Origin of the sequence: Paenibacillus sp. 102 (assembly GCF_039549175.1) — a bacterium.
GTDB lineage: Bacteria > Bacillota > Bacilli > Bacillales > Bacillaceae_G > Bacillus_A.
Genome location: NZ_JBCGHT010000001.1, coordinates 175,842 through 202,550, shown reverse-complemented (window position 1 = coordinate 202,550; position 26,709 = coordinate 175,842). Strand labels below are relative to the sequence as shown.

Here is a 26,709-nt window from a genome sequence, read left to right as displayed (position 1 = left end):
TTCATACAAAAGAGAGAATGGACTTCATCTGAAATGTGAGGCAGGGTATCGGAAATAGTTTTTTACTGCGGAATTATCTAATTGTCCAGTAAATAAAGGAGTAAGAGAAAAAACATTATGAAGTACGCGACATGTATTTTTTATTTTTTCGATATAAGGGATATAGATATATTCTAAAATTGATTGATCAATTTCTACATGTCCTTGTTTCCATAAATCAAATTCATTTGTATTAAGAATTTCCATACTCCCAAAATGGAATGCGATTAATTCATCTTGATCTATAAAAATCCTGTTTTCTGTTTTTGTTATAGAAGAATGATTATTTAAAATTAGATTCCAAGGTGCAGAGTTGATTCCCTTATGAGTCATAATTTTGATATTCGAAAATAAATCAGGGATGTGATTTAAATATTTTTGATCTCCCCACCTATTCATCTCAGCATCGTATACATCCTTACAATATTCTAGGCATTTATCTTTCCACCATGTTAAAATCTCCTTACTGTTTTGATCATTTTTAAATCCTATAAGGCCCGCCTGATACATACCATGTACATTTTCCAGTTCAATAGTACCTCTCTGTGGACAAAGAAATACAGAATATCTCCACCATTCATCTAGAATTATATTAGGTTTTGTGAAGAAAAACATATCTGCGTCACAGTATATAATGTGATCAACTTCAGAATAATAATTAAGAATATGGAGGCATAGAGGTGCTTTTAATGTCCAGCAGTATTCTTGCAAACTTCTTTCATTCTTTATACTTAAGAGTTCTTGATTTTCTATGTCTTTCACATGAATCAGTATAGCATGCTTCAATTTTAGGTTTGTTAGAATTTGATAAGTTAAATTATCCATACAACAGATCCACACAGTAAAATTTGTGCCATGACTTTCAAGAGAATAATAGCAAGTCAGACCTTGAATTAAACGTTTTTGACTTATAATCATTGCATAATTCACAAAATGATTTGATTGATTCATTTTTCTTCTTAGCTGTGAATCTTTATATAAAGTTTGCGCCTCATTTATGTCTTTAACACTTAACAGGCGCTTTGTTTTTTCACCTAATTTTTCTGTTAATGTTTTGAGGATAAACTGAATTTCTTCTAGATAGGGGGTATAGATATGGGATAATATATTATTTGGTATTGAGATTTCACCTAAAGACCAAAGGTCAAAATCCTTTTCACTGAAAATGGTAATGCACGCAAAATGATATACAATTAGTTTATCTGTTTCGATGTATACCTCATTTTGATTTTTGTCAATTGTATAATTGTTATTATAAATACAATTCCAAGGTGCAGCATTTATACCTAGATTTTTGGAGATTTTTACTTTTGGGAAATAAATGGGGATAAAATCTAAATATTTTTGGTCACCAAATCTTCCATTATCAGGATTAGCACTACACCAATCTAAGCATTTATCTTTCCACCATCGTACGCTTTTTAATCCGTAGAAATCGTTTTTAAATCCAATTAACCCAGCTTGATATTTTCCGTATTTTTCTTCTACCCAGTCACGGTCTCTCTGTGGACAAAGATAAATAGAATTGTCACCCCATTCTTCAAATATCGTGTTAGGATCAGAGAAGAAATATAAATCACTATCACAATAAAGAACAGATGGCAAATCATAATTTACCAATAAATATTCAATAAGTACGGATTTTAAAGTCCAACAATATTCACTGACTGTCCTTTTTCTTTTAATGGCTTTCAAATTTGCATCCTCTATATCATCTACCTGTAAGAGGTTTACATTATTCAAGTTCATTTCTTTCAATATTGAATACGTAAATGAATCTATACAACAAATCCATAATGTGAATCTTGGTGAATTTTGTATTAGAGATTGTCGCAAAGCAATTATTTTTAAGACGTATTCTGTTCCAGCAAGGGCACAAAAATGATTTTCAGAGTGAGGCTGTTTATTATAAGATAGAGGGGAGATTTTTTTGATTGTAGATTTTTTAGAGTGATTAACAGTTGAAGCATCTGAAGATAACGGAAAATCTTTTTCTACTTTAGAGGGAATATAACGGTGCGACCAACCTTTCTTTCTATTGTTAAAACGCAATGTTTATTCATTCCTTTCAACTATTTTTGTTAGGGTTCCAGCTTTCATTTGCATCTTTAAGATCTTTAGGTGTATCTACACTAATCCAAAAATCATTGTGCTCATAAACAGCAAGTTCCTTGTTTTTAATTAAATTAAGTAGAGGTTCTTCTTCAAGCATACAATCACTATCATTCAAATAATCGAATATTGCTTTATTAAATACAAAAAATCCTCCATTTATTACAGCGTTAAGTAGGGGTTTTTCCTTAAAATCTATAGCAATCCCGTTCTCAACCTGTAATAGACCATATGGACTCTTTTTTTGAATGCCAGTTAATGTTGCAATTTTTCCTTTGTCTTTATGAAATTTTATAAGTTCATTAATATTTATCTTTGCTAATCCGTCACCATAAGTTAATAAAAATATCTCATCCTGGATATGCTTTTCAAGTTTTTTTAATCTGGTTCCGGTCATTGTTTCAATCCCTGTATCTATAAATGTTATATTCCACTGTTTTGATTCTTCAAGCAACTGGTATTGGTTAGTTTTTAAATCTAAATTAAAATTATGTTCTTTCCATGTATAGTCCATGAAATATTCTTTGATTTTTTCACCTCCATATCCCAGTGGTAGGATGAATTCATAATGTCCGAACTTGCTATACCAATTCATTATATGCCAAATAAGAGGTTTTCCTTGAACTTCAACTAATGGTTTAGGAATATTTTTGAGAATTCCCTGCATCCTTAAGCCTTTTCCACCACACAAAATTACCACTTTCATAACATTTTTGCCGCCCTTCTGTTTATATAGCTAATGTAAACTATGTAGTACATATATAACTTGTATCCACGTATGTACAGACATTTATAAAAAAAATAAAATGAAGATTTTAACATAATGATTTACGGAATAGTTATGACTTACTCTGACTACTTAAAACAATTTTACTAAAATATGATTCTTTACTAAGAGCCTCGGCCTTTTTACATATAATGTATTGAGGGTGTTATCGGTTGTGTGGAAATTAATAAGAAGGATACGGTAGTGAAATGTTTCTCGGCAAACAGCGTAGAGCTACAACTTTGTGTTGAGGATAAGGTAGGATAAGTGGATTTATAAAAATGGGGACAAGCAATTGTGTGAGCTGTCCTCAACGCACACCACTCAGAGTGGTGTGCATATTAAAAAATATTATTTATTTAATGTTCTGTTAAGTTAGATAAAGGAATTTCCTGTTCATTTTGGGGTTCATTAAGGGGATAAACTCTAGCTGTTTCGTTATTTTCATCCACATTTTGAATGTAAATTGGAACTCCATTATAGGTTACATTAGCCATAACAGGTGAAGCTGCAATCTCTTGTGCTCGTTGTGTGTTCATGATAATGACCTCCTTTTGACTTATAATAATCATAATATTTACTTTAAACTACTTAATTATTCTTATTATTCAATGGTAAGCGAATAGGGAATTAATAGGTATTAATTTTGATTTTAAACATATAAGTTTATAAAGTTTATCTGTATGGACAAGGAGTGAGTAGAATGAACAGGATAGGGAAAGCTGATTTTGTTTCAGGGTTTGTACCGAACCATAATCATGGATCTGTAGATTATACATCTGTCGATGCAGGCCATGTACATCAATGTTTAGATGTAACCTCTCCACCAATTCAAATGCAGGAGGGGCATATACACTATACAGAAGGATATGTAGTATTCGAAGATGGACATACTCATTACTATAAGGCGTACTCAGGACCTGCTATTCCAGTTGGAGATGGAATGCATGTTCATTATTACGATTTTTATACAACAGAAGATAATGGACATAAGCATCGTATAAGAGGAGTGGATCAACCTGCTCCAGGTAATAAATAGATAAAGGGAAGCTCACCTGTCAGTTAAGTGTGAGCTTTTTCATTTGATAGAAGTTTCTTTAAACAAACGATGTAGTTGAAATTTTTTAATGGTGTTTTTTTTGGGGGTATAGCGAATGTTAGCCGTTCATATACATAATGTAGTATGGATGCTTTAAGGACGTTAGGAGGGGATTTTAATGGATAATGGACAAAAACAATCTATTCCCGGTCACTTTGTCATGGATACACAGCGGGCTATGCTGCTTCCGCCGGAATTAAAAGCTGCGCCTTCGGAATCGTTAACAGAACAATTATTTATTGAAAGGTCCTTAACTGAAAATCGATTTTGGTTACGAATTATGAAGGAGCATGCGCTCTTTCTTAGTGAAGGGTTTAATCGGAAAGATAAAAACCTAATTCAGCAAGTAGAGCAGTTTTTCCATCTTTTTGATCGGCATTTACAAAAAGCCTTCTCTATTCCTCAAACTGTTCAAGCAGTCAGGCAATTAAATGAAGAAAGTATTCAGCTAGTTTATGCGTTTCGTAATTATAAAAGAAACCTTTTAATTTTAATTATTAATTGTAAGGTAAGTGGTTTCAATTTTCCGTTATTAGTAGATCATATTGCACGAGAAGCGGAATATTTTATAAGAACACTTCAGAAATTTAATGAAGGAAAAATGGATCCAATTCAGGACGCGATAATTAGTGAAAATGTGTTTTGGCTCAGAATTATGATGGAGCACTCTCGTTTTATTGCCTCTTTGCTTGATCAATCAGAGCGGAATTTAGTTCATACTGCTTTAAAATTTGGTGATGATTTTGAAGTTCTTCTTGGTCAAGCGAGGGATGTTGAATCAATGCTATATCAAAAACAACCAACATATCCAATTATCGGAAAAATGAATAAAGATAGTGAAAATGCTACAGTTGAATTGAGAAATTTCAAAAAAGCTGGATTAGAGCTTATCCAAACATGTCAAATTAAAAGTGTAATTAATCCTTTACTAGCTGATCATGTTGTAAGGGAAGCCGAGCATTTCTTATTTATGATTCATGTGTTGGAAGAAAGATTGAAGCAAAAACAGATGCAACAGTCGATGGAATAAGTGCTTTATTATCATGATAGATACATAATAGAGCCTATGGGTTTCGGAGAATTTCATTTAATCGTTTATTTTTTTATCATGAAAAGGTCGGTAATTTCTGTGCTAAGGAATTATCGGCTTTTTTGTATGCTCGCCTTTCTTCATAAATATAGATTGTACGAAAGGAGAGGGGCCATCTTTATCACGTATCAAGTTTCACATAATATACAAAAATTAACTAATTACACTGTGATAATATTAGTAATGTAATAATATGAATTTAGAACATAACGGAGATGATAAAATATGACGACGTGGTTTATAGTTATGTTAATTCTTTTCGGTGCTTTTAAAATAGTAGTGGCGAGTATACCAACTTCTGTAGTGGAGTCTATTATTAGTAGATTTGAATTGCATCCGCAACTTAATAAGGAGGCTGTCACCGTAACTGTTGATGGAAAGCGCTTAGAAGGTGAAGAGAAAATTCGAATTGTTGATTATTTTAACGAAGCGATATTTTTAGAGAAATATTATTTTCCGCCACAAAGTAACGGGACTCCATTGGTCATAGATACTAAGAGGGGGAAAAATGATGTTAGGTTTTCTGTATACAGTTACGATGATCACGTTGATGTAGTCAAGCAGTATAAGAAGAAAGTAGTCGCGTATAGTCTGCGTTCCAAAAGCCTTCAAAACCATTCTCTTGTAATAACGGGAAATTTAGCTTAAAAAGATCGTCAAAGAAACTTTTTTAACATATTATAAATGCTGATAAGTTAATTTTAAAATGATATTACATAGGAAACGTTAAAAAGTAATATTCCTGAAAGAGTATATTTTGGCGGAGAACTAGGGATATATCCCTGCTGTAGTTGTGCTGGGACATAACAATCTATAAAAGATATAGTTTATCACGGTTTTTTCCTGTAGCTAGGGGGAGTCGTGATTTTTTTTATGAGTTGGATGTAAAGTGTTTATTAAATAAACAACAGTACCTTGCAATAAACATTAGTAAATGGTATATTATGGGTAACTCAAGTACCTTGCATTGAGTAGTACTGATTGGAAAGGAGGATTGTCTTTGAACGTCCAGTTTAAAAAAGGTGTGCTAGAGCTATGTGTACTGGCACTTGTCAAACGAAAAGATTGCTACGGTTATGAACTCGTTCAGCAAATCTCCAATAAATTCTTAATCTCGGAAGGATCAGTATACCCGTTGTTACGTCGTTTAACAAAAGAGGGTTACTTTCAAACGTATTTAAAAGAATCAACAGAAGGACCACCGCGTAAATATTATCAATTAACAAATCAAGGAGAAGAGCAACTCCATTTACTTATAACGGAATGGCGTGATTTTGCTAAAGGGGTACAAGAAATTATTGAAGAGGTGTAATGAGATGAACAAAGAACAGTTTCTTCGAGAATTATCGGGACATCTTAGAAAGCTACCAGAAGAAGAAAGGCAAGATATTTTATACGATTATGAGGAGCATTTTCAGTTTGGATTAGAGGAAGGGAAGACAGAAGCAGAAATTATAAAAGGGCTTGGGGCGCCAAAAGCTATTGCAAAAGAGATGTTGGCATTATATCGTTTTGATGAGATGAAAAAAGATCCATCTGCTTCCAATGTAACAAGAGCAGTGATGGCAGCGATTGGTCTTAGTTTACTGAACTTTATTATTGTGTTAGGTCCTCTAGTTGTAATCGTGAGTTTTATATTTTCACTTTGGGTTGGAGGCGTTGCCTCGGTTGTGGCACCGCTGCTAGTAGTGATTAAGATACTAACAGGTACATTCTTATGGCTTGATATATTTGTTTCTATTACATTTGTTGGAGTTGGATTATTGTTATGTATAGTTGCTTACTGCTGTACAAAATGGTTTAAAAACTTTTGTGTAGGCTATGTCAATTGGAATCTCAAAATGATTAAAGGGGAATAGGTGAGATGAAAAAAATATTGTTAGTAGCTGTCGCTTGTATCATCATTGGAGTTATTGGTATATCGCAAACATATACAAGAGCAGTAGATGCTGCGGAAAAGGGAGATAAAGAAAAGGTTATTAAAAATGAAGCAATTAAAACTTTAGAAATTGATTTGGATGCTGGGGACGTTACGGTTCAAAAAGGAAATGATTCTTCTTTTTATATAAAACAATCAGGGAATATTGCAAAACAAAAAGTAAGTATTGATGAACAAGGAGATACGCTAAAGATTCAAGGGAAGGTAAAAAAAGGAATTTCATTAGATTTTTCATTTTTATCATTTGGGTTTAAAGCACCGGGGGTAACAATTGTTGTTCCAGAACGTGCTTATCAGGACATAAAAGTAAGTTCTTCTGCTGGTGAGATAACAGTAAATGATGTAAAGAGTGAACATGTAGAAGCAGCAACGCTTGGTGGAGATGTAGAAATAGAGCGGGTGACAGCGAAGAAAGTGGAAGGGTCTTCAAAAGCGGGCGAAATTAAAATGAAAAAAGTAAGTGGAAAAGTTATTGCGAAAACAACAGGTGGAGATGTAGATGTTATTGACCATGACTCTAAATATGATTTAGAAGCGAGCTCGACTGCAGGAGATGTCGATATTCGTCTACTTGAGAAACCTCAAGATGCGACTGTAAGTGGGAAGACATTTGCTGGTGAAGTTAAGGTTTTTAAGGAAGAAGAAAGAAATGTAGTAGTAGGGAATGGTAGTGTGAAAATTAGCGGACAAACATCTGCAGGAGACGTTATAATTGATGTGAATTAAAAATAGACCAGTTTAACTGGTCTATTTTTAATGTAAATCACGATATACACCGATTACTTTTCCGATAACAGAAACTTTATCTAAAATGATTGGTTCTAAAGAAGAGTTTTCAGGTTGTAAGCGAAAATGATCTTTTTCTTTGTAAAAACGTTTCACAGTTGCTTCATTATCTTCTGTTAAAGCAACGACAATCTCTCCGTTGTATGCAGAATGTTGCTGGCGAACAACAACTAAGTCTCCATCTAAGATACCAGCTTCAATCATACTGTCTCCAGAGATACGTAACATAAATACTTGATCTGCTCCAGCAACAACGCTTGCAGGAAGTGGGAAGTGTTCCTCGACACTTTCAACTGCTGTAATTGGTAAACCTGCTGTAACTTTACCGACGATCGGGACCTGAACAACTGATTGTGTTTCTGTTTCGATTCTCACTTCTCCTAAAATTTCAATGGCTCTTGGTTTTGTTGGATCACGTCGAATATAACCTTTTTCTTCTAGACGTGATAAATGTCCGTGCACCGTAGAACTAGAAGCAAGGCCAACCGCTTGACCAATTTCGCGTACGGAAGGTGGATAACCTTTTTCTTGTACTTTTAGCTTAATGAAGTCGAGAATGTCTTGCTGGCGTTTTGTTAACTTTTCCATGTTTTTTAACACCTCGTTTTCTTTCAATTTTCTTACTTATAAGTATAACATGCGAAAAAACATTCTACAAACATAAGTTCGAACAAAAAGGCGATTTGTGATACACTAAAGGAAAAATCGAAATGGGGAAGAAGGTTTTAAAATGAATGCAATCATTTATGCCCGTGTAAGCACAACGAAAGAAGCACAGGAAACATCATTATCACGCCAAAAAGATGAATTATTGCATTTAGCTGAGCGGTATCAAATGAATGTTATAAAGGTGATTGAGGAGAAGGCAAGCGGTTATACGATTGAACGAGACGGTATATTAGAAGTGCTGGACATGATTCGAGATGAAGAGATTGATGTGCTTCTTATTCAAGATGAAACGCGCCTCGGAAGAGGGAATGCAAAGATTGCATTAATGCACTGTTTACATAAAGAAGAGATCAAAGTATATACACATACGCATAATGGGGAATTACAGCTTTCTGATGCGGATTCTATGGTACTAGATATTATTGGTATTGTCGAAGAGTATCAGAGAAAGATTCATAATTTAAAGATTAAACGTGGAATGCAGAGGGCGGTAGAAAGAGGATTTCGTCCAGAAAAAAACTTAAAAAACCGTCATTTAAGTACAGGGCGTGAGAAAAAAGAAGTGCCGATTGAAGAAATTGTACGTCTGCGCCGTAATGAATTAACATTTGAGGAAATTGCTGCAACGCTTCGTGGTTTTGGCCACGATGTATCTAAAGCAACAGTACATCGCAGGTACGTGGAATATACAAAGCAATTGCTTGATAAACAAGACTAACTATTGTATGATAATAATCAGTTTTAAGTAGAAAGGGGATTCGAGATGCTAAGTCACGAACTCATTGAACGCATTAACTTCTTAGCGAAAAAAGCGAAAGCTGAAGGATTAACTGAAGAAGAACAACGTGAGCGCCAATCGCTCCGTGAACAATATTTAAAAGGATTTCGTAAAAATATGTTAAACGAATTAAAAGGCATTAAAGTCGTTAACGAAGAAGGTAAAGATGTTACACCGGCGAAATTAAAAGCATTGAAAAAACAAGATAATGCAAAGTTAAATTAAAAGATGGGCGAAGCCCATCTTTTTTTGTTTTAATAGAATTGTTTATTTAATAACTTTCCAATTGTTGTTGGTTGTCGCTTCAATTGTTCCTCGGTCTAGTATGTAATCTGCAATAAGTTCAGACATATCGATTGGTATATCTTTTATGATGGGCTTGTTTTGATACATAAAGTAATTTCCACCACCACTAGCGCGATAATTATTCATGACTACGTCATATTCTTGATCAAAGGGAATGGGAGATCCGTTATATTGTAAGGAAACTACTCGTTCACCAACTGGTTTTGAAATATTTAGTATGTATGAAATTCCTTCCCACATATCGTAATTGTAATGCTGTGGTTTTGGCTCGGTGTAAGTAGGATTTACAATGATATTCCCATCTGTATCTAACATGAAATATTCAGCAGATAGCTCAAGTGCTTCTTTCATATCTTTTCCTGTAATCCTGATGACCTTTAATGTATTTGGATAAATATAATTTGAAACAATATCTCTCATTGTAATATGTTTTGGAAAGCCAGAAGATTCATTATGAAATAGGCTTGTACAAGAAATGTTGACTCTAGTTACCTCCATTTGTACTTTGTTTATAAATTCAATAAAGGAATGGTCTTGTAAACGTGTTTGCAGTGCATCATAAATCAACATATCTCCTATAATGGTACCGATAGGCTAATCTAACCATTCTTGTGTTTGTTTTTCATAAGTCGATACGAGTGATAGGGCTGTTTCATCTGCTGGGATGTCTTGGGCAGATAACAGTTCCGAATGGCATTCCTTAATAATCCATCGATCTTTATTTTGTTGTAGTTTCACATGAACTTTCCCTAATGAATGACCGTTACATCCGGTTTGCAAAACTGTCACATTATTTACTTTTGTATTAGAAATATAGCGGTGTTGATGTCCAGTTAATAATATATCGATTCCTTCTATTTCTTGACACATTGCATAGCCCTGATTTTCTCCTGTTAAAATTTCAGTCGGTTCTCCAGTTTGTAAGTCCCGTTCAAAACCACCGTGATATGCTACGATTAGTAAATGTGGTTGCTCCTGTTCACGAATGTAGGAAACCCATTTTTTTGTTACCTGTAGTGCATTTTCAAATGTTAAATCTTCAATATGCTGTGGTTGTTCCCAATTTGGAATGTAATGTGTTGTTACTCCTAAAATGGCAACTTTTATATCGGGATATAAGTGTTTGATTATATATGGTGTCCCAAAATATGGTTTCTTTGTATCTTTATCTAAAATGTTAGCGGCTAGATAGGGGATATTTGCATTTGTGACAGCTTGGTTTAATACGTCCATTCCATAGTTAAATTCGTGATTTCCAATAATCGCTGCATCATAATCAATATAACTGGCGATAATGGACATTGGATTTTTTTCATGCTGCATATATTTAGCGTAGTAATAGGTGAATGGAGTTCCTTGTATGAAATCACCGTTATCAATCACAATTACATGTTCGTGCTGGTTACGCTCTTGTGTGATACGTGTTGCAAGTTTGGCTAATCCTATTTCTGCATTTTCATTATTTTGATAGTGAATCGGATAGACCGTACCATGTATATCGCTTGTTAGTAGAATGTTTATATGAACAATGTTGTTCTTATTCAAGCTTATCAACCTTCTTTTTTTGTTATCTTATGATAAATCATAACAGATAATCTAGGTTTGTTTTTTTATTGAATGTTTAGAAAATGTAAAATTTATAAAGAAGAAAATGAAAATGGTTTCGGATTATCGTATGATGACAGGGGAAAGGGGAGGATATTATGGCTTTGCAACATGAATTTGTATTTGTTTCAAATGAAAAAGGAGAGTTAAGCTCTGAAGATTTTTCTTGGCATGACAGGGAGTTTTTTTATAAAGATGGAACAGTTGTTGAAGACTGCGTGATATTAAGTGATGAAATTGTTTTGTATGTGTCAGATTTTTTGCATTGGATTCCGACTTATAATCCTTCCAGGAAAGAACAAGGATTTGGTATTCATTATTATGGTATTACAAAAATCGAGAAAGAAGGAGCGGAAATAGCGGTCGATCTATTTTGCTCGTTAGTCGGTCTGTTTTCGTTGGCACCTGAAAAAATAGAACTTACAGGCTCATTTCAATGGACGGTAGATTGTGATACGGATGGAGAGTATGAACACCTTGTTTTTAATCGAGATATTCTTTGTACAGAGTTAGAGTCTTTAATTAGACTACTTCATAAAGTGAAAGAGGGAGAAGGATACCTTTTGCATTTTGGAATTTAATCTTTTTTATCCAACGTAGTGTTCAGACATGAAAAGTATTAATTATTTTCTAAATAAGGCTGAAATAAAAGAAATAGCAGTTGCTATAAATAAAGAAATAATGGCGATAAGAAACAAGAGGATTGCAATGACACTATATAAATAACCTAATCCTTCACTTGCTATCATTACACCCCGATCAAAATACAGTATGCCAAACGTACCAATGGAGAGAATAAGCATGACAACACCTGGGATGTATTTAAGGGGTGATTTTAATTTGACGGAAAAATAAATAGAAAGAATTGAAATGAGGGCTATAACAATAATAAAGGTGTAGGAAGCTGTTTCTTCACTCATTATTTCGCCTTCCTCCGTTTTTTTATTTAATATATACGATAAAAATCAATATATATTCATTTCTATTGTACATGTTATAAGTGTAAATAAGGGGATGGCGGGTGACTAAAAAGAATATTTGTTAAAAATTATTAGTGACTACACAAAATACAGATAATTCCCTTTATTATCAATAAATAAATAAATAAAAAGTATAACATATTGAATGCCCATACATTCCGGAAATTACAGTTTTTTTTATGGAAAATCGAAAAAACATCAACATATTTGTCGATACATGTTGTATAATCTTGCGTGGGAAGATATCATATAAATGTGTAAAACGTTTACTAATATAAGCGAAGGGAAGAATAGCATGTCACATTCAATCGAACAACTTTCTATCAACACGATTCGCACATTATCCATCGATGCGATTGAAAAAGCAAACTCTGGTCACCCAGGAATGCCAATGGGTGCAGCACCAATGGCTTATACATTATGGACTCAATTTATGAAACATAATCCAAATAACCCAACGTGGTTTAACCGCGATCGTTTCGTATTATCTGCAGGTCATGGTTCAATGTTATTATACAGCCTACTTCATCTATCTGGTTACGACGTAACAATGGATGATTTAAAGAATTTCCGTCAATGGGGAAGTAAAACTCCAGGACATCCTGAGTTTGGTCATACAGCAGGCGTAGATGCAACAACTGGCCCACTTGGACAAGGTATTTCAACAGCTGTAGGTATGGCAATGGCTGAGCGACATTTAGCAGCGAAATATAACCGTGATGCATATAACGTAGTTGATCATTATACATACGCAATTTGCGGTGATGGCGATTTAATGGAAGGTGTTTCTGCTGAAGCATCTTCACTAGCTGCTCACTTAGGGTTAGGTCGACTTGTTGTCTTATACGATTCTAATGATATTTCATTAGATGGCGATTTAAATCGCTCATTCTCTGAAAGTGTAGAAGATCGTTATAAAGCATATGGTTGGCAAGTAATCCGTGTTGAGGATGGAAACGATGTTGAAGCAATTGCAAAAGCAATTGAAGAAGCAAAAGCTGACGAAAAACGCCCAACGCTAATTGAAGTAAGAACAACAATTGGTTTCGGTTCTCCAAACAAATCAGGAAAATCTGCTTCACATGGTTCTCCGCTTGGTGTAGACGAAACAAAATTAACAAAAGAAGCGTATGCTTGGGCAGCAGAACAAGACTTCCATGTACCAGAAGAAGTATATGATAACTTCCGTAAAACAGTGCAAGATGTTGGTGAAACAGCACAAGCTGAATGGAACACAATGCTTGGTGAATATGCACAAGCATATCCAGAATTAGCAAATGAATTACAAACAGCAATGAAAGGTCTTCTTCCAGAAGGTTGGGATAAAAACTTACCAACTTATGAATTAGGATCAAAAACAGCAACTCGTTCTTCTTCAGGTGCTGTAATTAATGCGATTGCTGAAGCTGTACCATCATTCTTTGGTGGATCTGCTGACCTTGCTGGTTCTAACAAAACATACATGAATAACGAAAAAGACTTTACAAGAGCTGACTACAGCGGTAAAAATATTTGGTACGGTGTACGTGAGTTTGCAATGGGTGCAGCAATGAACGGTATCGCACTTCATGGCGGTTTAAAAACTTACGGTGGTACGTTCTTCGTATTCTCTGATTACTTACGCCCAGCAATCCGTTTGGCAGCATTAATGCAATTGCCTGTAACATATGTGTTTACACATGACAGTATTGCTGTTGGTGAAGATGGCCCAACACATGAACCAGTGGAACAATTAGCGGCGCTTCGTGCAATGCCAAATGTATCTGTTATTCGTCCTGCTGACGGTAACGAGTCTGTTGCAGCTTGGAAATTAGCTTTAGAATCTACAAATAAACCAACTGCATTAATTTTAACTCGTCAAGATCTTCCAACATTAGAAGGCGCAAAAGAAGATACGTATGAAAAAGTTGCAAAAGGTGCGTATGTAATTTCTGCAAGCAAAAAAGAAACTGCTGATGTAATCTTACTTGCAACTGGTTCTGAAGTAAGCTTAGCGATTGAAGCACAAAAAGCATTAGCAGCAGATGGAGTTGACGCAGCTGTTGTCAGCATGCCATCTATGGATCGCTTTGAAGCACAATCTGCTGAATATAAAGAATCTGTATTACCAAAAGCAGTAACAAAACGTTTCGCAATCGAAATGGGTGCTACTTTCGGATGGCATCGTTACGTTGGTCTTGAAGGAGATGTATTAGGTATCGATACATTCGGTGCTTCTGCTCCTGGTGAAAAGATCATGGAAGAGTATGGATTTACTGTAGAAAATGTTGTTCGTAAAGTAAAAGAAATGCTTTAATGATTTGTGAAAAATCTCTCCGGCATGGGGAGATTTTTCTATGTAAATGAGTTTATTCGACAGAAAAAGTTTTTTCTTTCTCCGCAGTCAGACAATCATTGCATGTTTTCTTTTATATAATGTAGAGAAAAAGGTTGTCCAGAGCGGGAGGGAAAGCATGAAAACGTATGAATTGTATTTAATTCAAGAAGATATTGCGAAGGCATACTTTGGTCGGGAGTATTTGTTTTTCGATTTATTTGCTCGATTTTCAGAATCTGGTTCCCTTTCGGAAAAGAAAGTGCTATATAAGCAGATGATGTATATTACGATGCCATTACAAGTAATGAAAATTCACCATAAATTAGAACAAACCTTACGCAGCTTTGGGAAGTATGATCGAACACATCATACACACATGCTTTATACTGGAGCAGAATATGGCGAAATAACGGTGAAATCACAATATATTCAAATGAGTACATCTGGAAATGTATCGGTGGAAACGATGTTTTTTGAAGTGCTCAGAAAATGCGAATTGACATTTTTAGCAATGGATTATGAAAATAAAAAGTATGGTTGGCTTAATCCTCTGAAACAAGCACGAACATATGTGTAAAAAAATGTCGAATACAATCTTGTCTTATTGAAAAGGTTTTAGTACACTGTAAGGTAGACAACATGAAGGAGGAAAATATATGTCAATTTGGGTAGTTGTTCTAGTGGGCGTATTAGCACTAGTAGCAGGCGTGGCGTTAGGATTTTTCATCGCCCGCAAATATATGATGAATTACTTACAAAAAAATCCACCAATCAATGAACAAATGTTAAAGATGATGATGATGCAAATGGGACAAAAACCATCCCAAAAGAAAATCAATCAAATGATGAGCGCAATGAACAAACAACAAATGAAATAAGCGCTTAAGGGCACTCGATAAGAGTGTCCTTTCCTTTTGGAAAACTTTAGTATTTAAAACTTTTAAAAATTCTGCATTTTTGATAAACTGAAAACATCGCTCATTTCAAGGGAGGGGGATATAATGAAGGTATTTTTTAATTTAGCTTGGTTTTTTAAACAAGAAAAACGGGCGTATATAACGGGAATTTTTTTGTTATTTGGTGTAGCACTTCTTGAACTTGTTGCACCAAAAGTAATTGGAATTGTCGTAGACGAAATTAACAATCAAACGCTAACATCTGAAAAGCTGTTACAGTGGGTTGTTCTTTTAGTGGCTGTCGGGATTACAATGTATATACTACGTTACATATGGCGTATTATGATTTTTGGATCTTCTTTAAAGCTCGCGCGCCAATTACGAAAGAAATTATATGAACATTTCACAAATATGAGCCCATCTTTTTATCAATCACATCGTACAGGGGACTTAATGGCACATGCAACGAATGATATTCAAGCGATCCAACAGACAGCTGGAGCTGGCGTTTTGACGCTTGTTGATTCGTTAGCCGTAGGTGGATGTGTACTCGTAGCTATGGGTTTTACAATTAGTTGGAAGTTAACATTATTAAGCTTAATTCCAATGCCGATTGTAGCGATTTCGACTAATTATTATGGTACTTTATTACACAGACGTTTTCATAAAGCACAGCAAGCGTTTTCTGAGATCAATGATAAAGTACAAGAAAGTATGAGCGGGATGAAGGTGATTCGCTCACTTGGTCAAGAAAAGGAAGATTTACAAGCATTTCGAAAGAAGTCAGAGGATGTTGTGCATAAAAATATGTTAGTTGCGCGCATTGATTCATTATTTGATCCAACAATTTCTCTTATCGTCGGTTTTTCATTCTTAATTGCTGTATGTTATGGATCACTATTAGTTGTTCGCGGAGAACTGACAGTTGGTGAGTTAATTACATTTACAACATATTTAGGGACGCTCGTTTGGCCGATGCTTGCATTTGGTTGGCTGTTTAATATTATGGAGCGCGGTCGTGCTTCGTATGATCGTGTGGAAAAAATATTATCGCAAACTTCAGATGTTGTGAATAAGGAGAGTGCGGTACATAATGTAGCAAGCGGTGCTATTACGTTTGCAATTGATACATTTTCTTATAAGAAAAATGAAACACTTAATTTAGAAGATATTCATTTTACCCTGAATAAAGGTGAAACATTAGGTATTGTTGGCCGCACTGGTGCAGGGAAAACGACATTGCTAAAATGTTTAATCCGGGAATATGATCATTTTAATGGAGCGTTGCAAGTTGGAGGAAAAGATATTCGTGATATGACGCTTCATGGTATTCGATCTGCTATTTCGTATGTTCCTCAAGACCATTTCTTATTTTCAGCAAGTATAGGTGAAAATATTGCATTTGGAAAGGCGGACGCTACATATAAAGAAATTGCAAGTGCTGCTGATACTGCGTGTATTCATGACGATATTGTTCAATTTCCAGAAGGATACGATACGGTAGTAGGAGAACGAGGGGTGTCTTTATCAGGGGGGCAAAAACAAAGGATCTCTATCGCACGTGCTTTACTAACAAATGCTGAAATTTTAATTTTAGACGATTGTTTATCCGCAGTTGATGCAAAGACAGAGGAAACAATTTTAACAGCGCTGAAAAGAGAAAGAGAGCAAAAAACCACGATTATTACAGCACATCGGTTAAGCGCCATTCAACATGCAAATCTTATCCTTGTTGTTGATGAAGGGAAAATTGTAGAGCGTGGTACACATGAGCAACTAATGGAGCAAGAAGGTTGGTATAAAGAGATGTATGAAAGTCAGCAGTTAGAAGCGTTAGTTGAGAAGGGAGGCATATAATGGCTGAGAAAAAAAGAAGCGATTTATGGCGATTACTTTCTTATATGAAACCATATAAAGGCTTATTGTCACTAGCATTTCTATTTCTAGTTGGTGCAACTGTTACAGAAATGATGGGTCCGTTTTTAATTAAACAGTTTCTTGATGAGCATTTAGTTCCGCATAACTTTGAACAATCAGCACTTGTAACCCTATTTGTTGTATATATAATTGCTCATTTATTAAAGGTTTTATTTACGTATTTAAATTTACTATATTTCCAAAATATTGCGTTCAAAATTGTGCAAGACATGCGGGTTGAAGTATATGAACATGTACAAAGGTTGTCACTAAGCTTTTTTGATCGTACGCCAATTGGTACTCTCGTATCTCGCATTACCAATGATACGGAAGCAATTAAAGATTTCTATGTGAGTGTGTTATCAACATTTATAAAAAATGTTGTGTTCTTAATTGGGATTTTAGTGGCAATGTTTTTACTTGATGTGAAGCTTGCTTTATGTTCTCTTATATTAATTCCAATTATGCTTACAATTATGGCGATGTATCGCAAGAAAAGCTCCGTTTTTTATTTAGAGCTTCGGAATCAATTGAGTATTTTAAATGCTAAGCTCAATGAATCGATTCAAGGGATGAATATTGTGCAAGTATTTCGCCAAGAAAAACGGATGCGAAAAGAATTTGAAGAAGTGAATGATAAGCATTACGGTGCTGGGCGCCGTACGTTAAAACTAGATGCGTTATTTTTACGTCCAGCAACAGACCTTGTTCATATTATGGCTATTGCTTTAGTGCTCGCATTATTTGGTATTAACGCCTTAAATAGTCCAGTTGAAGTAGGTATATTATATGCTTTTGTTAACTATATTCATCGCTTTTTCCAACCTGTAAATGAAATGATGATGAAGCTCTCTTTCTTCCAGCAAGCCCTTGTTTCTTCATCACGTGTCTTTCATTTGATGGATGAAAAAGATTTAGCGCCTGTTCAACAAGGAGTTGGAGAGCCGAAAGTGCACGAAGGGGAAATTGAATTTAAAGACGTTACATTTTCATACGATGGGAAACGTGATGTTTTAAAAAATGTATCTTTCCATGTAAAACCTGGGCAAACAGTAGCTTTTGTTGGGCATACTGGAAGCGGGAAAAGTACAATTATGAACTTATTGATGCGTTTTTATGATATTAAATCGGGTAATATTTTAATAGACGGTGTAAACTTAGAAAAATTTGAAGAGCAGGAAATTCGAAAGAGAATTGGACTTGTACTTCAAGATGCATTCTTATTTGCTGGAAATGTAAAACAAAACATTCGGATGTATAATGAAAGTATTACGGATGAAGAAATAGAAGAAGCAGCGCGTTTTGTGCAAGCGAATACGTTTATTGAAAAGCTACCAGAGCAGTATGATACGGAAGTAGTAGAAAGAGGAGCTGCATTCTCAAGTGGACAAAGGCAGCTGATTGCGTTTGCGAGAACGATTGCAACAAATCCGAAGGTGTTAGTATTAGACGAAGCAACAGCAAATATTGATACAGAAACGGAAGAATCAATTCAAACAGCACTGCAGCGTATGAGAAAAGGTAGAACGACAATTGCGATTGCGCACCGCTTATCTACTATTCAAGATTCTGATCAAATCTTTGTCATGCATGATGGAGAAATTGTAGAAAGAGGAACGCATCAAGAGTTACTAGGTAAGCAAGGGTTGTATTACAATATGTATTTACTTCAAAATAAAGGTAGCCTTCAGAAAGCCTTGTAGTATTGAGGTTTTGAAGGCCTCTTTTTTTAAAATGCCTCTACCTCTGTAATTTCTGTTACACCCCATATACTGAATTCGTAGTGATACTCTGTTCGTTCAATACATACACCAAATTCTAAATTATCTCCAACTAATATAAAATCTCCATAGCCATTTAGGAAATTTGTAATGATCGATATTTCTTCTAAGTTTTGAAATAGTTCGTTTATATCCAGGTTAACAGCTTCAATTCCATGTTCTCTAAAGAAAAATAATCTACCTTGATTAGCTGGGAAATTGATGATTTTAACTACTTCTTCTAATAACTCTAACGATAACTTTTTGTTTTCTTCATAATTCGTATTGCCAAAAATTGTTCTATCTGACAAGTTGTCTAACTTACTAAATAATTCTTTACAAAAAATAGAGTTAGCTTCTGGATCCATAAATGAAGCTATAGAAATAGGAATGAATTTAGAAACTTCGTCTATAAGGTCTTTTCTTTGCGCGTCTCTCCAAACTTTTCTTCTAAGTACTTCAATTCTTTGTTTTCTTACATCACTCAATTTTGTCACCCCTTTTTAAATGATTTTATTTCTTGTTGAATCTAATAGAATTTTCAAGAAAATCTCCATCGTACTGATTATAACTTCTTTTTCAAGTAGTATTTTTTAATTCATATTAATGCCGATAAAATCTGTGAGTTTTTGTTGAGAAACATTTGTACTATGGATGAATGAAAGGAATTAAGGCATATAGGAAGAATATCGTTTATAAAGAATAAGGCGATGCGGTCAAACTATCCTACTTATTAATTGAATAAATATAACCCTTGAAATTTTAGAAGAATATGAGACTTGGAAATTATAGCAGTTATTGTATTGCAATAGTATAGAAATCTATAAACTCTGCGTCATCTTTTAAAAAAAAGGAGGGTATTTATTATGCAAGCGTCGTTTAAAAGATGTATGGTATTGATTGCTGCCTTCATTTTACTAATTACTTCTTTTCGTGGAATTGCAACTGCTGAGACAAATATTACGCCAATTTATAGTGGAATGCTTCCACCAAAAGAAGCATTTAATCCAGGAGATTGGTTTTTAGGTGAAAAGCCTTTAAATTATGATGAAAATAGGCCACCGATTGTTTTTGTACAAGGAAGAAATGGAAGTGCGGATAGTTGGTATGGAAAAACAGTGTATCACGATGTAAACGACATGTATGATTATGCTTATCGCGCGGGATATCAAACTGTGTTTGTTCAACTATACGATGCAGCTGGAAAGGGATCTGCTAGTCAGTGGGACAATGGTAAATTGTTGGCTGCAAAGTTAGAAGAGATTTATAATCATTTTGGTAAAAAAGTGAATATTGTGGCTCACAGTAAAGGTGGAATTGATACCCAAGCAGCGCTCATTCAATACGGTGCGAATCGTTTTGTAGGAAAAGTTATTACACTAGCTTCGCCGCATTATGGGTCAAATTTAGCAGACTTATCCTATAGTTGGTGGGCGGGATGGCTGGCTTCATTACTCGGACAAAGAGATGATGGCACGTATTCTTTACAAACAGGTGAAATGGCACAATTTCGTTCTGTAATAGATAACAATCCGAACGCTAAATTAAATCGTTACTATACAGTTGCAGGTACAAGTTGGGGGCCGACTTTCTCTGCTTTATCTTTAGGTGGGTTATATCTTTCCGCGTATGGCTCTAATGATGGTTTAGTGAATGAATGGAGTACAAAATTACCGTATGGAACACATTTATTTACCGATTCTAGATTTGATCATGATGATATAAGAAAAGGTTCAGCTGTCTTTTCTCGAATTGAATCGTATTTACGTACTTCTACTGCTACATTCGTTCCTTCTTATACTTTAAATCATAATAGGGAATTTGTTGATAATTTAAATACTACATCTAATCAAAACATTTTAGGTGGAGAACTGGAGCCGAATAAATGGATTGATCAAACGATTGCGATAGATGCAAAAACTGAAGGTGTTATCTCTGTGTTAACAGCATCTTCAGAAGTGAAAATACAACTTATTTCTCCGTCGGGCAAAGTATATACGAATGAAGATAGTAAGTTTACGGTAGGAGATGAAACTTCCTATTTTAAGGGCGCGTCCATTCGGACATTTAAAATTAATCAAATGGAAATCGGGGAATGGCATGTTAAAATAATGACAGCACATGAAAAAGATGCTTATATGGTTGTTAGTGATTACCAACAAGAAGCACCGTTTACTTTGAAAATACCAGGGAAAATTAAAGCTAATAAGGCTGAATTTCAATTGAAATCATCTACTAAAGAATCGATAAAACAAGAGAATCTTTCTCTCAATGTACGAGTTGTTGATCGAGAAGGGAATTTAGTATCCCAATCGAATCAGCTGCAAAAGTTAGATGAAAATACGTTCACAGGCTCTTTGTATCATATTAAAAAATCAGGTGTATATAATGTGACGATTGATATTAAAGGTATTAACTCAGAAGGGAAAGCTTACACTCGTACGATTGTACGTTCTGTGTATATTGAAAAATAAACTGTATTTGCAAAAACAGTATGTTTTAAGGCACGTTATATGCTACTATTCTTTTTAAAAAGATGTGGAGATAATGGTAAGAAGACTGTAAATGCTTTGGTCTAAGTACAGCGTAATAAAGGCTTATGAAACATCCCCTACAGGATGGGATGTTTTTACTTTACAATAGAGGAAGCTTTCGGAAAATCTTGTAATGTTGAGGTTTCGAGGGCTTCTTTTTTATGATTGATTCTCTTTAAGTTATTGACTCCTTTTTTTCTCTCATTTATTACAATGTCATTAAGTATTGTAATCCCTAGAATAATTGGATAACATTTTCCTTCTACAAATTTATATGGACAAATGGTGGGAAAGTCTGTGAATCATTACACCATTAATATTTAATGTAATTTCTTCTTCAATTAGTTCGTCAATTCTTTTTACACATGCTAAATATTTTATATACTTTTCTCCTGTCGTGAATCATCTAAAGGATAACTTGTTCATTTTTTATAGTAAATAAAGTATGCAAAATATATCCAAATTTACAGAGCGTTATTATAATACGTAGTATAATAGATTAAAAGTGATATTAAAAGTTTAGATAATATTTGATTAAGCCATAAAGGAGAAAAAGATGGAATACGTACTTATATGTGTCATTTTAGCATTATTAGCCGGAGTATTTGTATTGTTTTATAAGAACAAACAACTAGAATCAGAAAACCAGCAAGTAGAATTTGAAAAGACAAAATCAATAGAAAACTATCAAAGTGAGATGGCTGCAACTGTAGCGGATTATGAAGAAAAGCAGGAGACATTAAAGAACGTAGAGCGTAAAAAATACAATAATTTAAAAGAGAGCGCAGCTAGAGAAGTAGAAAGCATGAGAGTGATGAAGAATCAATTAGCGATGCAACATAGTAAAGAGCGTAGTGAAATACAACAGAAACATAATAATGAGATACATATGTTGCAAAATCTAATTACAGAATTAAGAGCGTATTCTAAAAATGGTGAAGAAATGAATACGCATGAAATATTACATTATATGAAACGAGGGTTTGTTCAGCAAGGAATCATAACTGAAGGTGAATTACATATTATCCCAAATGTATTTCTTCCTAAAGTACATAGTAAAAACGGAAATAAAATGAGGGATAATCGAGTTGCTCATTTGTTGTTATTGCCAACAGGAATATATGTAATTGAGACAACAGAGTGGCAAGGAAGAATGATACACGGATTGACGAAAGAAAATGCAGGGGTATATTCATTTATGATTGATGAGATTGGTAAGTATCAAAATGAATATGAGAAGGAAGAGACATTTGTTTTTATGAAAAAGGGAGATTCAATGACTCTAATGGCAGAAAACGTAGGAAACCCTGTCTATAAAGCAAAACATCTTTCAACAATTTTATATGATTACTTGAAAGAGGTTAATTCGCAAGCTCTAAAAGAAGAAGTTAAGCCCATTGTATATTTCGGAAATGAGACAAATGGAAGCGGAAATGAAATGATCGATCTTTCCAATGAAGTGCTGCCGAGGTTGAAGGACAGAGAGCAACTGGTTACGTATTTTAAAAATGAAAGATTGGAAGGGAAAGTACTATATACAGTGCAAGAGTTACAAGGGATAAAAGAAATGGTTGAACATATGGAAGAAGTGAAGTTGTAAAAAATCTGATGTGATAAAGGTGATTTTTCATTGGGCACGTATAGAGATTTTTTATTGTGGGCAACATTGTATGTTTATATTTTTTTATATTTGTTTATATATATCGCTTTCATATTCATCATTAGCATGGCTCATTCGTCTTATAATATTGTGAGTGTTTTAGCGGTATCACTTCCTTATATTTTTTTACTAATCCTTCAGCGAATTGTTTTACATTTCTCTAGTGATAATAATACGGGGAAATGTAAAGGTATTACAGTTGTAGGAACAGTATTCTTTAGTATTTGTATTGTACAACTAGGTGTAAATGAGTATAATTCAAAGTTTCATACAGATAGATGGCTAAAAGATGAAGGGAAACGTGTATATATGGTAGACGATTTTCTAGCTAAACATAAACTAGTAGGAAAACCTAAGAAAGAGATTATACAATTGTTAGGAAAACCAAGTGAAACAGGGCGTTTTAAGGAAATGAATCAAACGGTGTATTACCTTGGAGATGAAAGAGGATTTATTTCGATAGATAGTGAATGGCTCATTCTTCAATTTGATAGTGATGATAAGGTGGTAGAGTATAAGGTATATAAAGATTGAAATAACAAGCAGAAGGCCATTATGAGTTATGGTCTTCTGTTTGTTATAATCTATGTAAAAATAAGTAAAATAATAGAAGTTCCTGTCTGTACGAATTGGAAAAATTTCGTTATACTTTAAACTAGTTGAGTAATCTAGAAGTTTATTAGCTTACTAAATAACTTTTATTATGTTAGAAAAGGAGGCAAGTTAACACGAAATGATTCAATACATAACGTGTTAAACAAGTATCATGAAAAAAGGAATTTATAATGTTTTAGCAATGTCAATTGCACTTCAAGTTATAATGGTGCCAGCTTCTTCATTTGCAGCTCCAGTAGAAAAAACGGTAGGAGTATCTACTACTAATGACCAAGCTTTGAAAAGTATTGAGGAACATATGAAAGAACATATGGATCAAGACATCGAAGGTGAAGTACAAGGAGAATTTCTTGTACATATTATAAAATCGACTCCTGTATACGATTCTGTTGATTTACAGCATGCAACAGGTGCAGAGCTTTCGGAACAAGTAATTAAAGCTTCGAAACGAAAAGGAAATGCATACTATGTACAAACTTCATTTGGAGCAGGATGGATACATAATAGTGATAATAATGTAGAAATTCGGGATGTTTATGCGTTATCTAATAGGAATCTAGTAATCAATGAAGAAACATCTGTATACTCTTCGCCATTTGATGTGTTTAAAGAGGAAACTATATTACAGCCTCAAACAATTGTAGCGATTTCACAAGCAGGAGATTGGTTCCAAGTTCAAACAGCCGAAGGAACAAAATGGATTCATTCACCATCTGCAAAATTTGAAGGTACGAAAGCATCTATCCTTTCAAATGAGGCACCTGTTCGTAAAAAGAGAGAAGCTATCATGTATGCGGCACCAGGAACATTAAATACAGGTAATATATATGGTGTGACATTTAAAGAATGGATCATTCCAACAGGGAATGAGAATATTCGTCCTGGTTATGCAATGGTTCCGAAATATATTACAATTCATGAGACGGCTAATCCCGATGTTGGTGCGAATGCTCAGCAGCATGGACAATATTTATATAATCAAGCAACATCAACTGTTGAATCCGGAACATCATGGCATTTCACCGTAGATGATAAAGAAATTTATCAGCATCTCCCAGTAAATGAAGTAGGATGGCATGCAGGCACTAAGCAAGGAAATCAGGAATCTATCGGAATTGAAATCGCAGTAAATAAAGATGGGAACTATGATAAAGCGGTTGAAAATGCTCGTAAATTAGCTGCATACTTAATGGGTGAGTTAAATATCCCTCTAGACAATGTGAAAAAACATCAATATTGGTGGGGGAAAAATTGTCCGGCCATTATGATTCAGCGCGGGGCATGGGATGCTTTTTTACAAGGAACAAAAGCTTACTATGATGCAAATCATAAAGATGATATTACAGGCGGATGGTATGAGAAAGATATTCGTGAATTAGCCGCAAAGGGAATCATGCAAGGAGATGGCAAAGGTTCGTATTGGCCAAATCGGGTTGTAACACGTGGAGAGTTTGCGACTTTGATTTCTAGATCACTACAATTACCAAAAGGTAAGTCAACATTTACAGATTTAGGTACAACACATTCGTCATTAGTAGATGGTATTAATAGCGCAGCTAGTGCTGGAATTATTAATGGACGTGGAAATAATATTTTTGCTCCAAATGATACGATTAAACGTGATGAAGCAGTTATAATGATTGATCGTGCATTAAAATATAAAGGGATTACTGGGCCATTAGTATCATTACCATTTATTGATCAAAATCTAGCGTATGATAAACAAGCTGTGCAGCGAGTTTATGGATTAGGGATTGTAAAAGGGAATGAAAAGAATGAATTCTTACCAAAAGGTACAGCAACTCGTGCAGAGTCGGCAGCGTTTTTAAATAGAATGCTACATGTGATAGAGGGAAAATAGTAGGAAATAAAAAAGCACTTGCGAGTGCTTTTTTATTTTCAGAAAATTAATCCCGCTATTTGTGGGCAGTAAGACCTCCACCTTAAAATTCAGTGAAAATTAAGAAGTTAGATGGGAAATCAACCGCCCGTAAAAATCTGATTGGTGAGGGATGAAGAAAAAAACCACTGATTAAAGTTTCACTTTATTGGTCAGCGGGATGTATGTTATTAATGGAATAAGAAATAAAATTCTGGAGGGAAGAGGTGTGTCTGTTCATTTTCATAAATTGTTATGTGTAAGTTTTTGGATTGCATTACTTATATCTGGAATATATCCGAAAGATCCCTTTACATGGTTTTTAGAGGTCGCACCTGCAATTATTTTAGTACTCATTTTAATGATTACATATCGACATTTTCGATTTACAACGTTCACATATGTATGGGTTTTTATTCATATGTCAATATTGCTCATTGGAGGACATTATACATACGCAGAAGTACCACTATTCAATTGTTTTCGTGATACTTTTGATTTAGAAAGAAATTACTACGATCGTGTTGGGCATTTCATGCAAGGGCTTGTTCCAGCATTATTAACAAGGGAAGTACTTATAAAGGTAGTTGGAATTCAAAAGAAAGGATGGCTAGAGCTACTTGTAATATCAGTTTGTTTAGCATTTAGTGCGTTATATGAGTTGCTAGAGTTTACGGTTGCAAAACTAACAGGGACAGGGGCGGAAGCGTTTCTTGGAACGCAAGGAGATGTTTGGGATACGCAATGGGATATGACACTTGCATTAATTGGAGCAATGTTGGCAATGAGCTTATTTCGTAATGCTAAAAATATAAAATGATATATTAATATGTTTTACGTATGAATTATGTAAGTAATTCATATTTCCCATATAAAAGGATTTGCTATAATATAATGAGTGTAACGTTCGAGTATTCGACGTATTACTAGTATTATATCCCTATCCCTTTTCTAAAAATGCG

At 34.5% G+C, this 26,709-nt stretch carries 25 protein-coding genes and 1 pseudogene; 19 read left to right on the top strand and 7 right to left on the bottom strand.

Features of this window, described 5'->3' with window-relative positions:
• Positions 1-24: 24 nt before the first annotated feature.
• The 3 genes from AAIE21_RS01030 to AAIE21_RS01020 form a co-directional block, all read right to left on the bottom strand.
• On the bottom strand, positions 25-2,091 hold the full coding sequence (locus AAIE21_RS01030; RefSeq protein WP_343265085.1) for a glycosyl transferase: 2,067 nt from the start codon (positions 2,089-2,091) through the stop codon (positions 25-27).
• 16 nt (positions 2,092-2,107) lie between these two features.
• Complete coding sequence (locus AAIE21_RS01025; protein ID WP_343265084.1) at positions 2,108-2,857, bottom strand: sugar phosphate nucleotidyltransferase; 750 nt, start codon at positions 2,855-2,857, stop codon at positions 2,108-2,110.
• Positions 2,858-3,276: 419 nt separating this feature from the next.
• Positions 3,277-3,456, bottom strand: a complete 180-nt coding sequence (locus AAIE21_RS01020) for a small acid-soluble spore protein H (RefSeq protein WP_343265083.1) — start codon at positions 3,454-3,456, stop codon at positions 3,277-3,279.
• Positions 3,457-3,620: 164 nt separating this feature from the next.
• Here AAIE21_RS01020 and AAIE21_RS01015 point away from each other — a divergent pair, with 164 nt between their 5' ends.
• The 6 genes from AAIE21_RS01015 (at position 3,621) to AAIE21_RS00990 (ending at position 7,771) form a co-directional block, all read left to right on the top strand.
• Positions 3,621-3,956, top strand: coding sequence for a YmaF family protein (locus tag AAIE21_RS01015; protein ID WP_343265082.1), 336 nt, complete (start codon positions 3,621-3,623; stop codon positions 3,954-3,956).
• A 178-nt stretch (positions 3,957-4,134) separates the two neighbouring features.
• On the top strand, positions 4,135-5,046 hold the full coding sequence (locus tag AAIE21_RS01010; RefSeq protein ID WP_343265081.1) for a DUF2935 domain-containing protein: 912 nt from the start codon (positions 4,135-4,137) through the stop codon (positions 5,044-5,046).
• A gap of 285 nt (positions 5,047-5,331) precedes the next feature.
• On the top strand, positions 5,332-5,754 hold the full coding sequence (locus tag AAIE21_RS01005; RefSeq protein ID WP_343265080.1) for a YfmQ family protein: 423 nt from the start codon (positions 5,332-5,334) through the stop codon (positions 5,752-5,754).
• 352 nt (positions 5,755-6,106) lie between these two features.
• Positions 6,107-6,418, top strand: coding sequence for a PadR family transcriptional regulator (locus AAIE21_RS01000; protein WP_343265079.1), 312 nt, complete (start codon positions 6,107-6,109; stop codon positions 6,416-6,418).
• A 4-nt stretch (positions 6,419-6,422) separates the two neighbouring features.
• On the top strand, positions 6,423-6,965 hold the full coding sequence (locus AAIE21_RS00995; protein ID WP_343265078.1) for a DUF1700 domain-containing protein: 543 nt from the start codon (positions 6,423-6,425) through the stop codon (positions 6,963-6,965).
• 5 nt (positions 6,966-6,970) lie between these two features.
• Positions 6,971-7,771 (top strand): DUF4097 family beta strand repeat-containing protein, encoded by an 801-nt coding sequence (locus AAIE21_RS00990; RefSeq protein WP_343265077.1) that lies wholly within the window; start codon positions 6,971-6,973, stop codon positions 7,769-7,771.
• A gap of 27 nt (positions 7,772-7,798) precedes the next feature.
• On the opposite strand, the gene lexA is transcribed toward AAIE21_RS00990, so the two are convergent.
• Entirely contained in the window at positions 7,799-8,419 is a 621-nt protein-coding gene (gene lexA, locus AAIE21_RS00985) for a transcriptional repressor LexA (RefSeq protein ID WP_343265076.1), read from the bottom strand.
• Positions 8,420-8,561: 142 nt separating this feature from the next.
• Between lexA and AAIE21_RS00980 the strand changes: the two genes are divergently transcribed.
• Both AAIE21_RS00980 and AAIE21_RS00975 read left to right on the top strand, forming a co-directional pair.
• Positions 8,562-9,218, top strand: coding sequence for a YneB family resolvase-like protein (locus tag AAIE21_RS00980; RefSeq protein ID WP_343265075.1), 657 nt, complete (start codon positions 8,562-8,564; stop codon positions 9,216-9,218).
• Between the two features lie 45 nt (positions 9,219-9,263).
• Positions 9,264-9,503, top strand: coding sequence for a DUF896 domain-containing protein (locus AAIE21_RS00975; RefSeq protein ID WP_343265074.1), 240 nt, complete (start codon positions 9,264-9,266; stop codon positions 9,501-9,503).
• Positions 9,504-9,545: 42 nt separating this feature from the next.
• On the opposite strand, the pseudogene AAIE21_RS00970 reads toward AAIE21_RS00975, so the two are convergent.
• Positions 9,546-11,129, bottom strand: a pseudogene (locus AAIE21_RS00970) (bifunctional metallophosphatase/5'-nucleotidase).
• Between the two features lie 158 nt (positions 11,130-11,287).
• Here AAIE21_RS00970 and AAIE21_RS00965 point away from each other — a divergent pair.
• Positions 11,288-11,770, top strand: coding sequence for a coproporphyrinogen III oxidase (locus AAIE21_RS00965; RefSeq protein ID WP_343265073.1), 483 nt, complete (start codon positions 11,288-11,290; stop codon positions 11,768-11,770).
• 42 nt (positions 11,771-11,812) lie between these two features.
• Here the strand turns inward: AAIE21_RS00965 and AAIE21_RS00960 are convergent, their stop codons facing one another.
• Entirely contained in the window at positions 11,813-12,109 is a 297-nt protein-coding gene (locus AAIE21_RS00960; protein WP_343265071.1) for a hypothetical protein, read from the bottom strand.
• Between the two features lie 355 nt (positions 12,110-12,464).
• Between AAIE21_RS00960 and tkt the strand changes: the two genes are divergently transcribed.
• The 5 genes from tkt to AAIE21_RS00935 all read left to right on the top strand — a co-directional run bounded on the left by tkt (position 12,465) and on the right by AAIE21_RS00935 (position 19,002).
• A complete protein-coding gene (gene tkt / locus AAIE21_RS00955; RefSeq protein ID WP_343265070.1) occupies positions 12,465-14,465 on the top strand; it encodes a transketolase in 2,001 nt (666 codons plus the stop codon).
• 157 nt (positions 14,466-14,622) lie between these two features.
• Positions 14,623-15,063: a sporulation inhibitor of replication protein SirA gene (gene sirA / locus AAIE21_RS00950; protein ID WP_343265069.1), complete on the top strand. Its 441-nt coding sequence runs from the start codon at positions 14,623-14,625 to the stop codon at positions 15,061-15,063.
• Positions 15,064-15,142: 79 nt separating this feature from the next.
• On the top strand, positions 15,143-15,364 hold the full coding sequence (locus tag AAIE21_RS00945) for a YneF family protein (RefSeq protein ID WP_003199214.1): 222 nt from the start codon (positions 15,143-15,145) through the stop codon (positions 15,362-15,364).
• A gap of 123 nt (positions 15,365-15,487) precedes the next feature.
• Entirely contained in the window at positions 15,488-17,239 is a 1,752-nt protein-coding gene (locus tag AAIE21_RS00940; RefSeq protein ID WP_343265068.1) for an ABC transporter transmembrane domain-containing protein, read from the top strand.
• Positions 17,239-19,002: an ABC transporter ATP-binding protein gene (locus AAIE21_RS00935; RefSeq protein ID WP_343265067.1), complete on the top strand. Its 1,764-nt coding sequence runs from the start codon at positions 17,239-17,241 to the stop codon at positions 19,000-19,002. Before AAIE21_RS00940 ends, AAIE21_RS00935 begins: the two co-directional genes overlap by 1 nt.
• A gap of 26 nt (positions 19,003-19,028) precedes the next feature.
• Here AAIE21_RS00935 and AAIE21_RS00930 read toward each other — a convergent pair whose 3' ends face one another.
• Positions 19,029-19,547 (bottom strand): YxiF family protein, encoded by a 519-nt coding sequence (locus AAIE21_RS00930; protein WP_343265066.1) that lies wholly within the window; start codon positions 19,545-19,547, stop codon positions 19,029-19,031.
• Between the two features lie 378 nt (positions 19,548-19,925).
• Between AAIE21_RS00930 and AAIE21_RS00925 the strand changes: the two genes are divergently transcribed.
• From AAIE21_RS00925 to AAIE21_RS00905, 5 genes are all read left to right on the top strand, one after another.
• Positions 19,926-21,533 carry an esterase/lipase family protein gene (locus AAIE21_RS00925; RefSeq protein ID WP_343265064.1) on the top strand — a complete coding sequence of 536 codons (1,608 nt, stop codon included), beginning with the start codon at positions 19,926-19,928 and terminating at the stop codon, positions 21,531-21,533.
• 616 nt (positions 21,534-22,149) lie between these two features.
• Complete coding sequence (locus AAIE21_RS00920) at positions 22,150-23,193, top strand: NERD domain-containing protein (RefSeq protein ID WP_343265063.1); 1,044 nt, start codon at positions 22,150-22,152, stop codon at positions 23,191-23,193.
• A 30-nt stretch (positions 23,194-23,223) separates the two neighbouring features.
• Positions 23,224-23,787, top strand: coding sequence for a hypothetical protein (locus AAIE21_RS00915; RefSeq protein ID WP_343265062.1), 564 nt, complete (start codon positions 23,224-23,226; stop codon positions 23,785-23,787).
• 232 nt (positions 23,788-24,019) lie between these two features.
• Entirely contained in the window at positions 24,020-25,729 is a 1,710-nt protein-coding gene (locus tag AAIE21_RS00910; RefSeq protein WP_343265061.1) for an S-layer homology domain-containing protein, read from the top strand.
• Positions 25,730-25,976: 247 nt separating this feature from the next.
• A complete protein-coding gene (locus AAIE21_RS00905; RefSeq protein WP_343265060.1) occupies positions 25,977-26,567 on the top strand; it encodes a DUF2238 domain-containing protein in 591 nt (196 codons plus the stop codon).
• The last annotated feature ends 142 nt before the right edge of the window (positions 26,568-26,709 follow it).

Coding starts and splice junctions, on each gene's coding strand:
- AAIE21_RS01025 (WP_343265084.1), bottom strand. CDS start 2,857: ATGAAAGTGGTAATTTTGTGTGGTGGAAAAGGCTTAAGGATGCAGGGA.
- AAIE21_RS01020 (WP_343265083.1), bottom strand. CDS start 3,456: ATGAACACACAACGAGCACAAGAGATTGCAGCTTCACCTGTTATGGCT.
- AAIE21_RS01015 (WP_343265082.1), top strand. CDS start 3,621: ATGAACAGGATAGGGAAAGCTGATTTTGTTTCAGGGTTTGTACCGAAC.
- AAIE21_RS01010 (WP_343265081.1), top strand. CDS start 4,135: ATGGATAATGGACAAAAACAATCTATTCCCGGTCACTTTGTCATGGAT.
- AAIE21_RS01005 (WP_343265080.1), top strand. CDS start 5,332: ATGACGACGTGGTTTATAGTTATGTTAATTCTTTTCGGTGCTTTTAAA.
- AAIE21_RS00995 (WP_343265078.1), top strand. CDS start 6,423: ATGAACAAAGAACAGTTTCTTCGAGAATTATCGGGACATCTTAGAAAG.
- AAIE21_RS00990 (WP_343265077.1), top strand. CDS start 6,971: ATGAAAAAAATATTGTTAGTAGCTGTCGCTTGTATCATCATTGGAGTT.
- lexA (WP_343265076.1), bottom strand. CDS start 8,419: ATGGAAAAGTTAACAAAACGCCAGCAAGACATTCTCGACTTCATTAAG.
- AAIE21_RS00980 (WP_343265075.1), top strand. CDS start 8,562: ATGAATGCAATCATTTATGCCCGTGTAAGCACAACGAAAGAAGCACAG.
- AAIE21_RS00975 (WP_343265074.1), top strand. CDS start 9,264: ATGCTAAGTCACGAACTCATTGAACGCATTAACTTCTTAGCGAAAAAA.
- AAIE21_RS00965 (WP_343265073.1), top strand. CDS start 11,288: ATGGCTTTGCAACATGAATTTGTATTTGTTTCAAATGAAAAAGGAGAG.
- AAIE21_RS00960 (WP_343265071.1), bottom strand. CDS start 12,109: ATGAGTGAAGAAACAGCTTCCTACACCTTTATTATTGTTATAGCCCTC.
- tkt (WP_343265070.1), top strand. CDS start 12,465: ATGTCACATTCAATCGAACAACTTTCTATCAACACGATTCGCACATTA.
- sirA (WP_343265069.1), top strand. CDS start 14,623: ATGAAAACGTATGAATTGTATTTAATTCAAGAAGATATTGCGAAGGCA.
- AAIE21_RS00945 (WP_003199214.1), top strand. CDS start 15,143: ATGTCAATTTGGGTAGTTGTTCTAGTGGGCGTATTAGCACTAGTAGCA.
- AAIE21_RS00940 (WP_343265068.1), top strand. CDS start 15,488: ATGAAGGTATTTTTTAATTTAGCTTGGTTTTTTAAACAAGAAAAACGG.
- AAIE21_RS00935 (WP_343265067.1), top strand. CDS start 17,239: ATGGCTGAGAAAAAAAGAAGCGATTTATGGCGATTACTTTCTTATATG.
- AAIE21_RS00925 (WP_343265064.1), top strand. CDS start 19,926: ATGCAAGCGTCGTTTAAAAGATGTATGGTATTGATTGCTGCCTTCATT.
- AAIE21_RS00920 (WP_343265063.1), top strand. CDS start 22,150: ATGGAATACGTACTTATATGTGTCATTTTAGCATTATTAGCCGGAGTA.
- AAIE21_RS00910 (WP_343265061.1), top strand. CDS start 24,020: ATGAAAAAAGGAATTTATAATGTTTTAGCAATGTCAATTGCACTTCAA.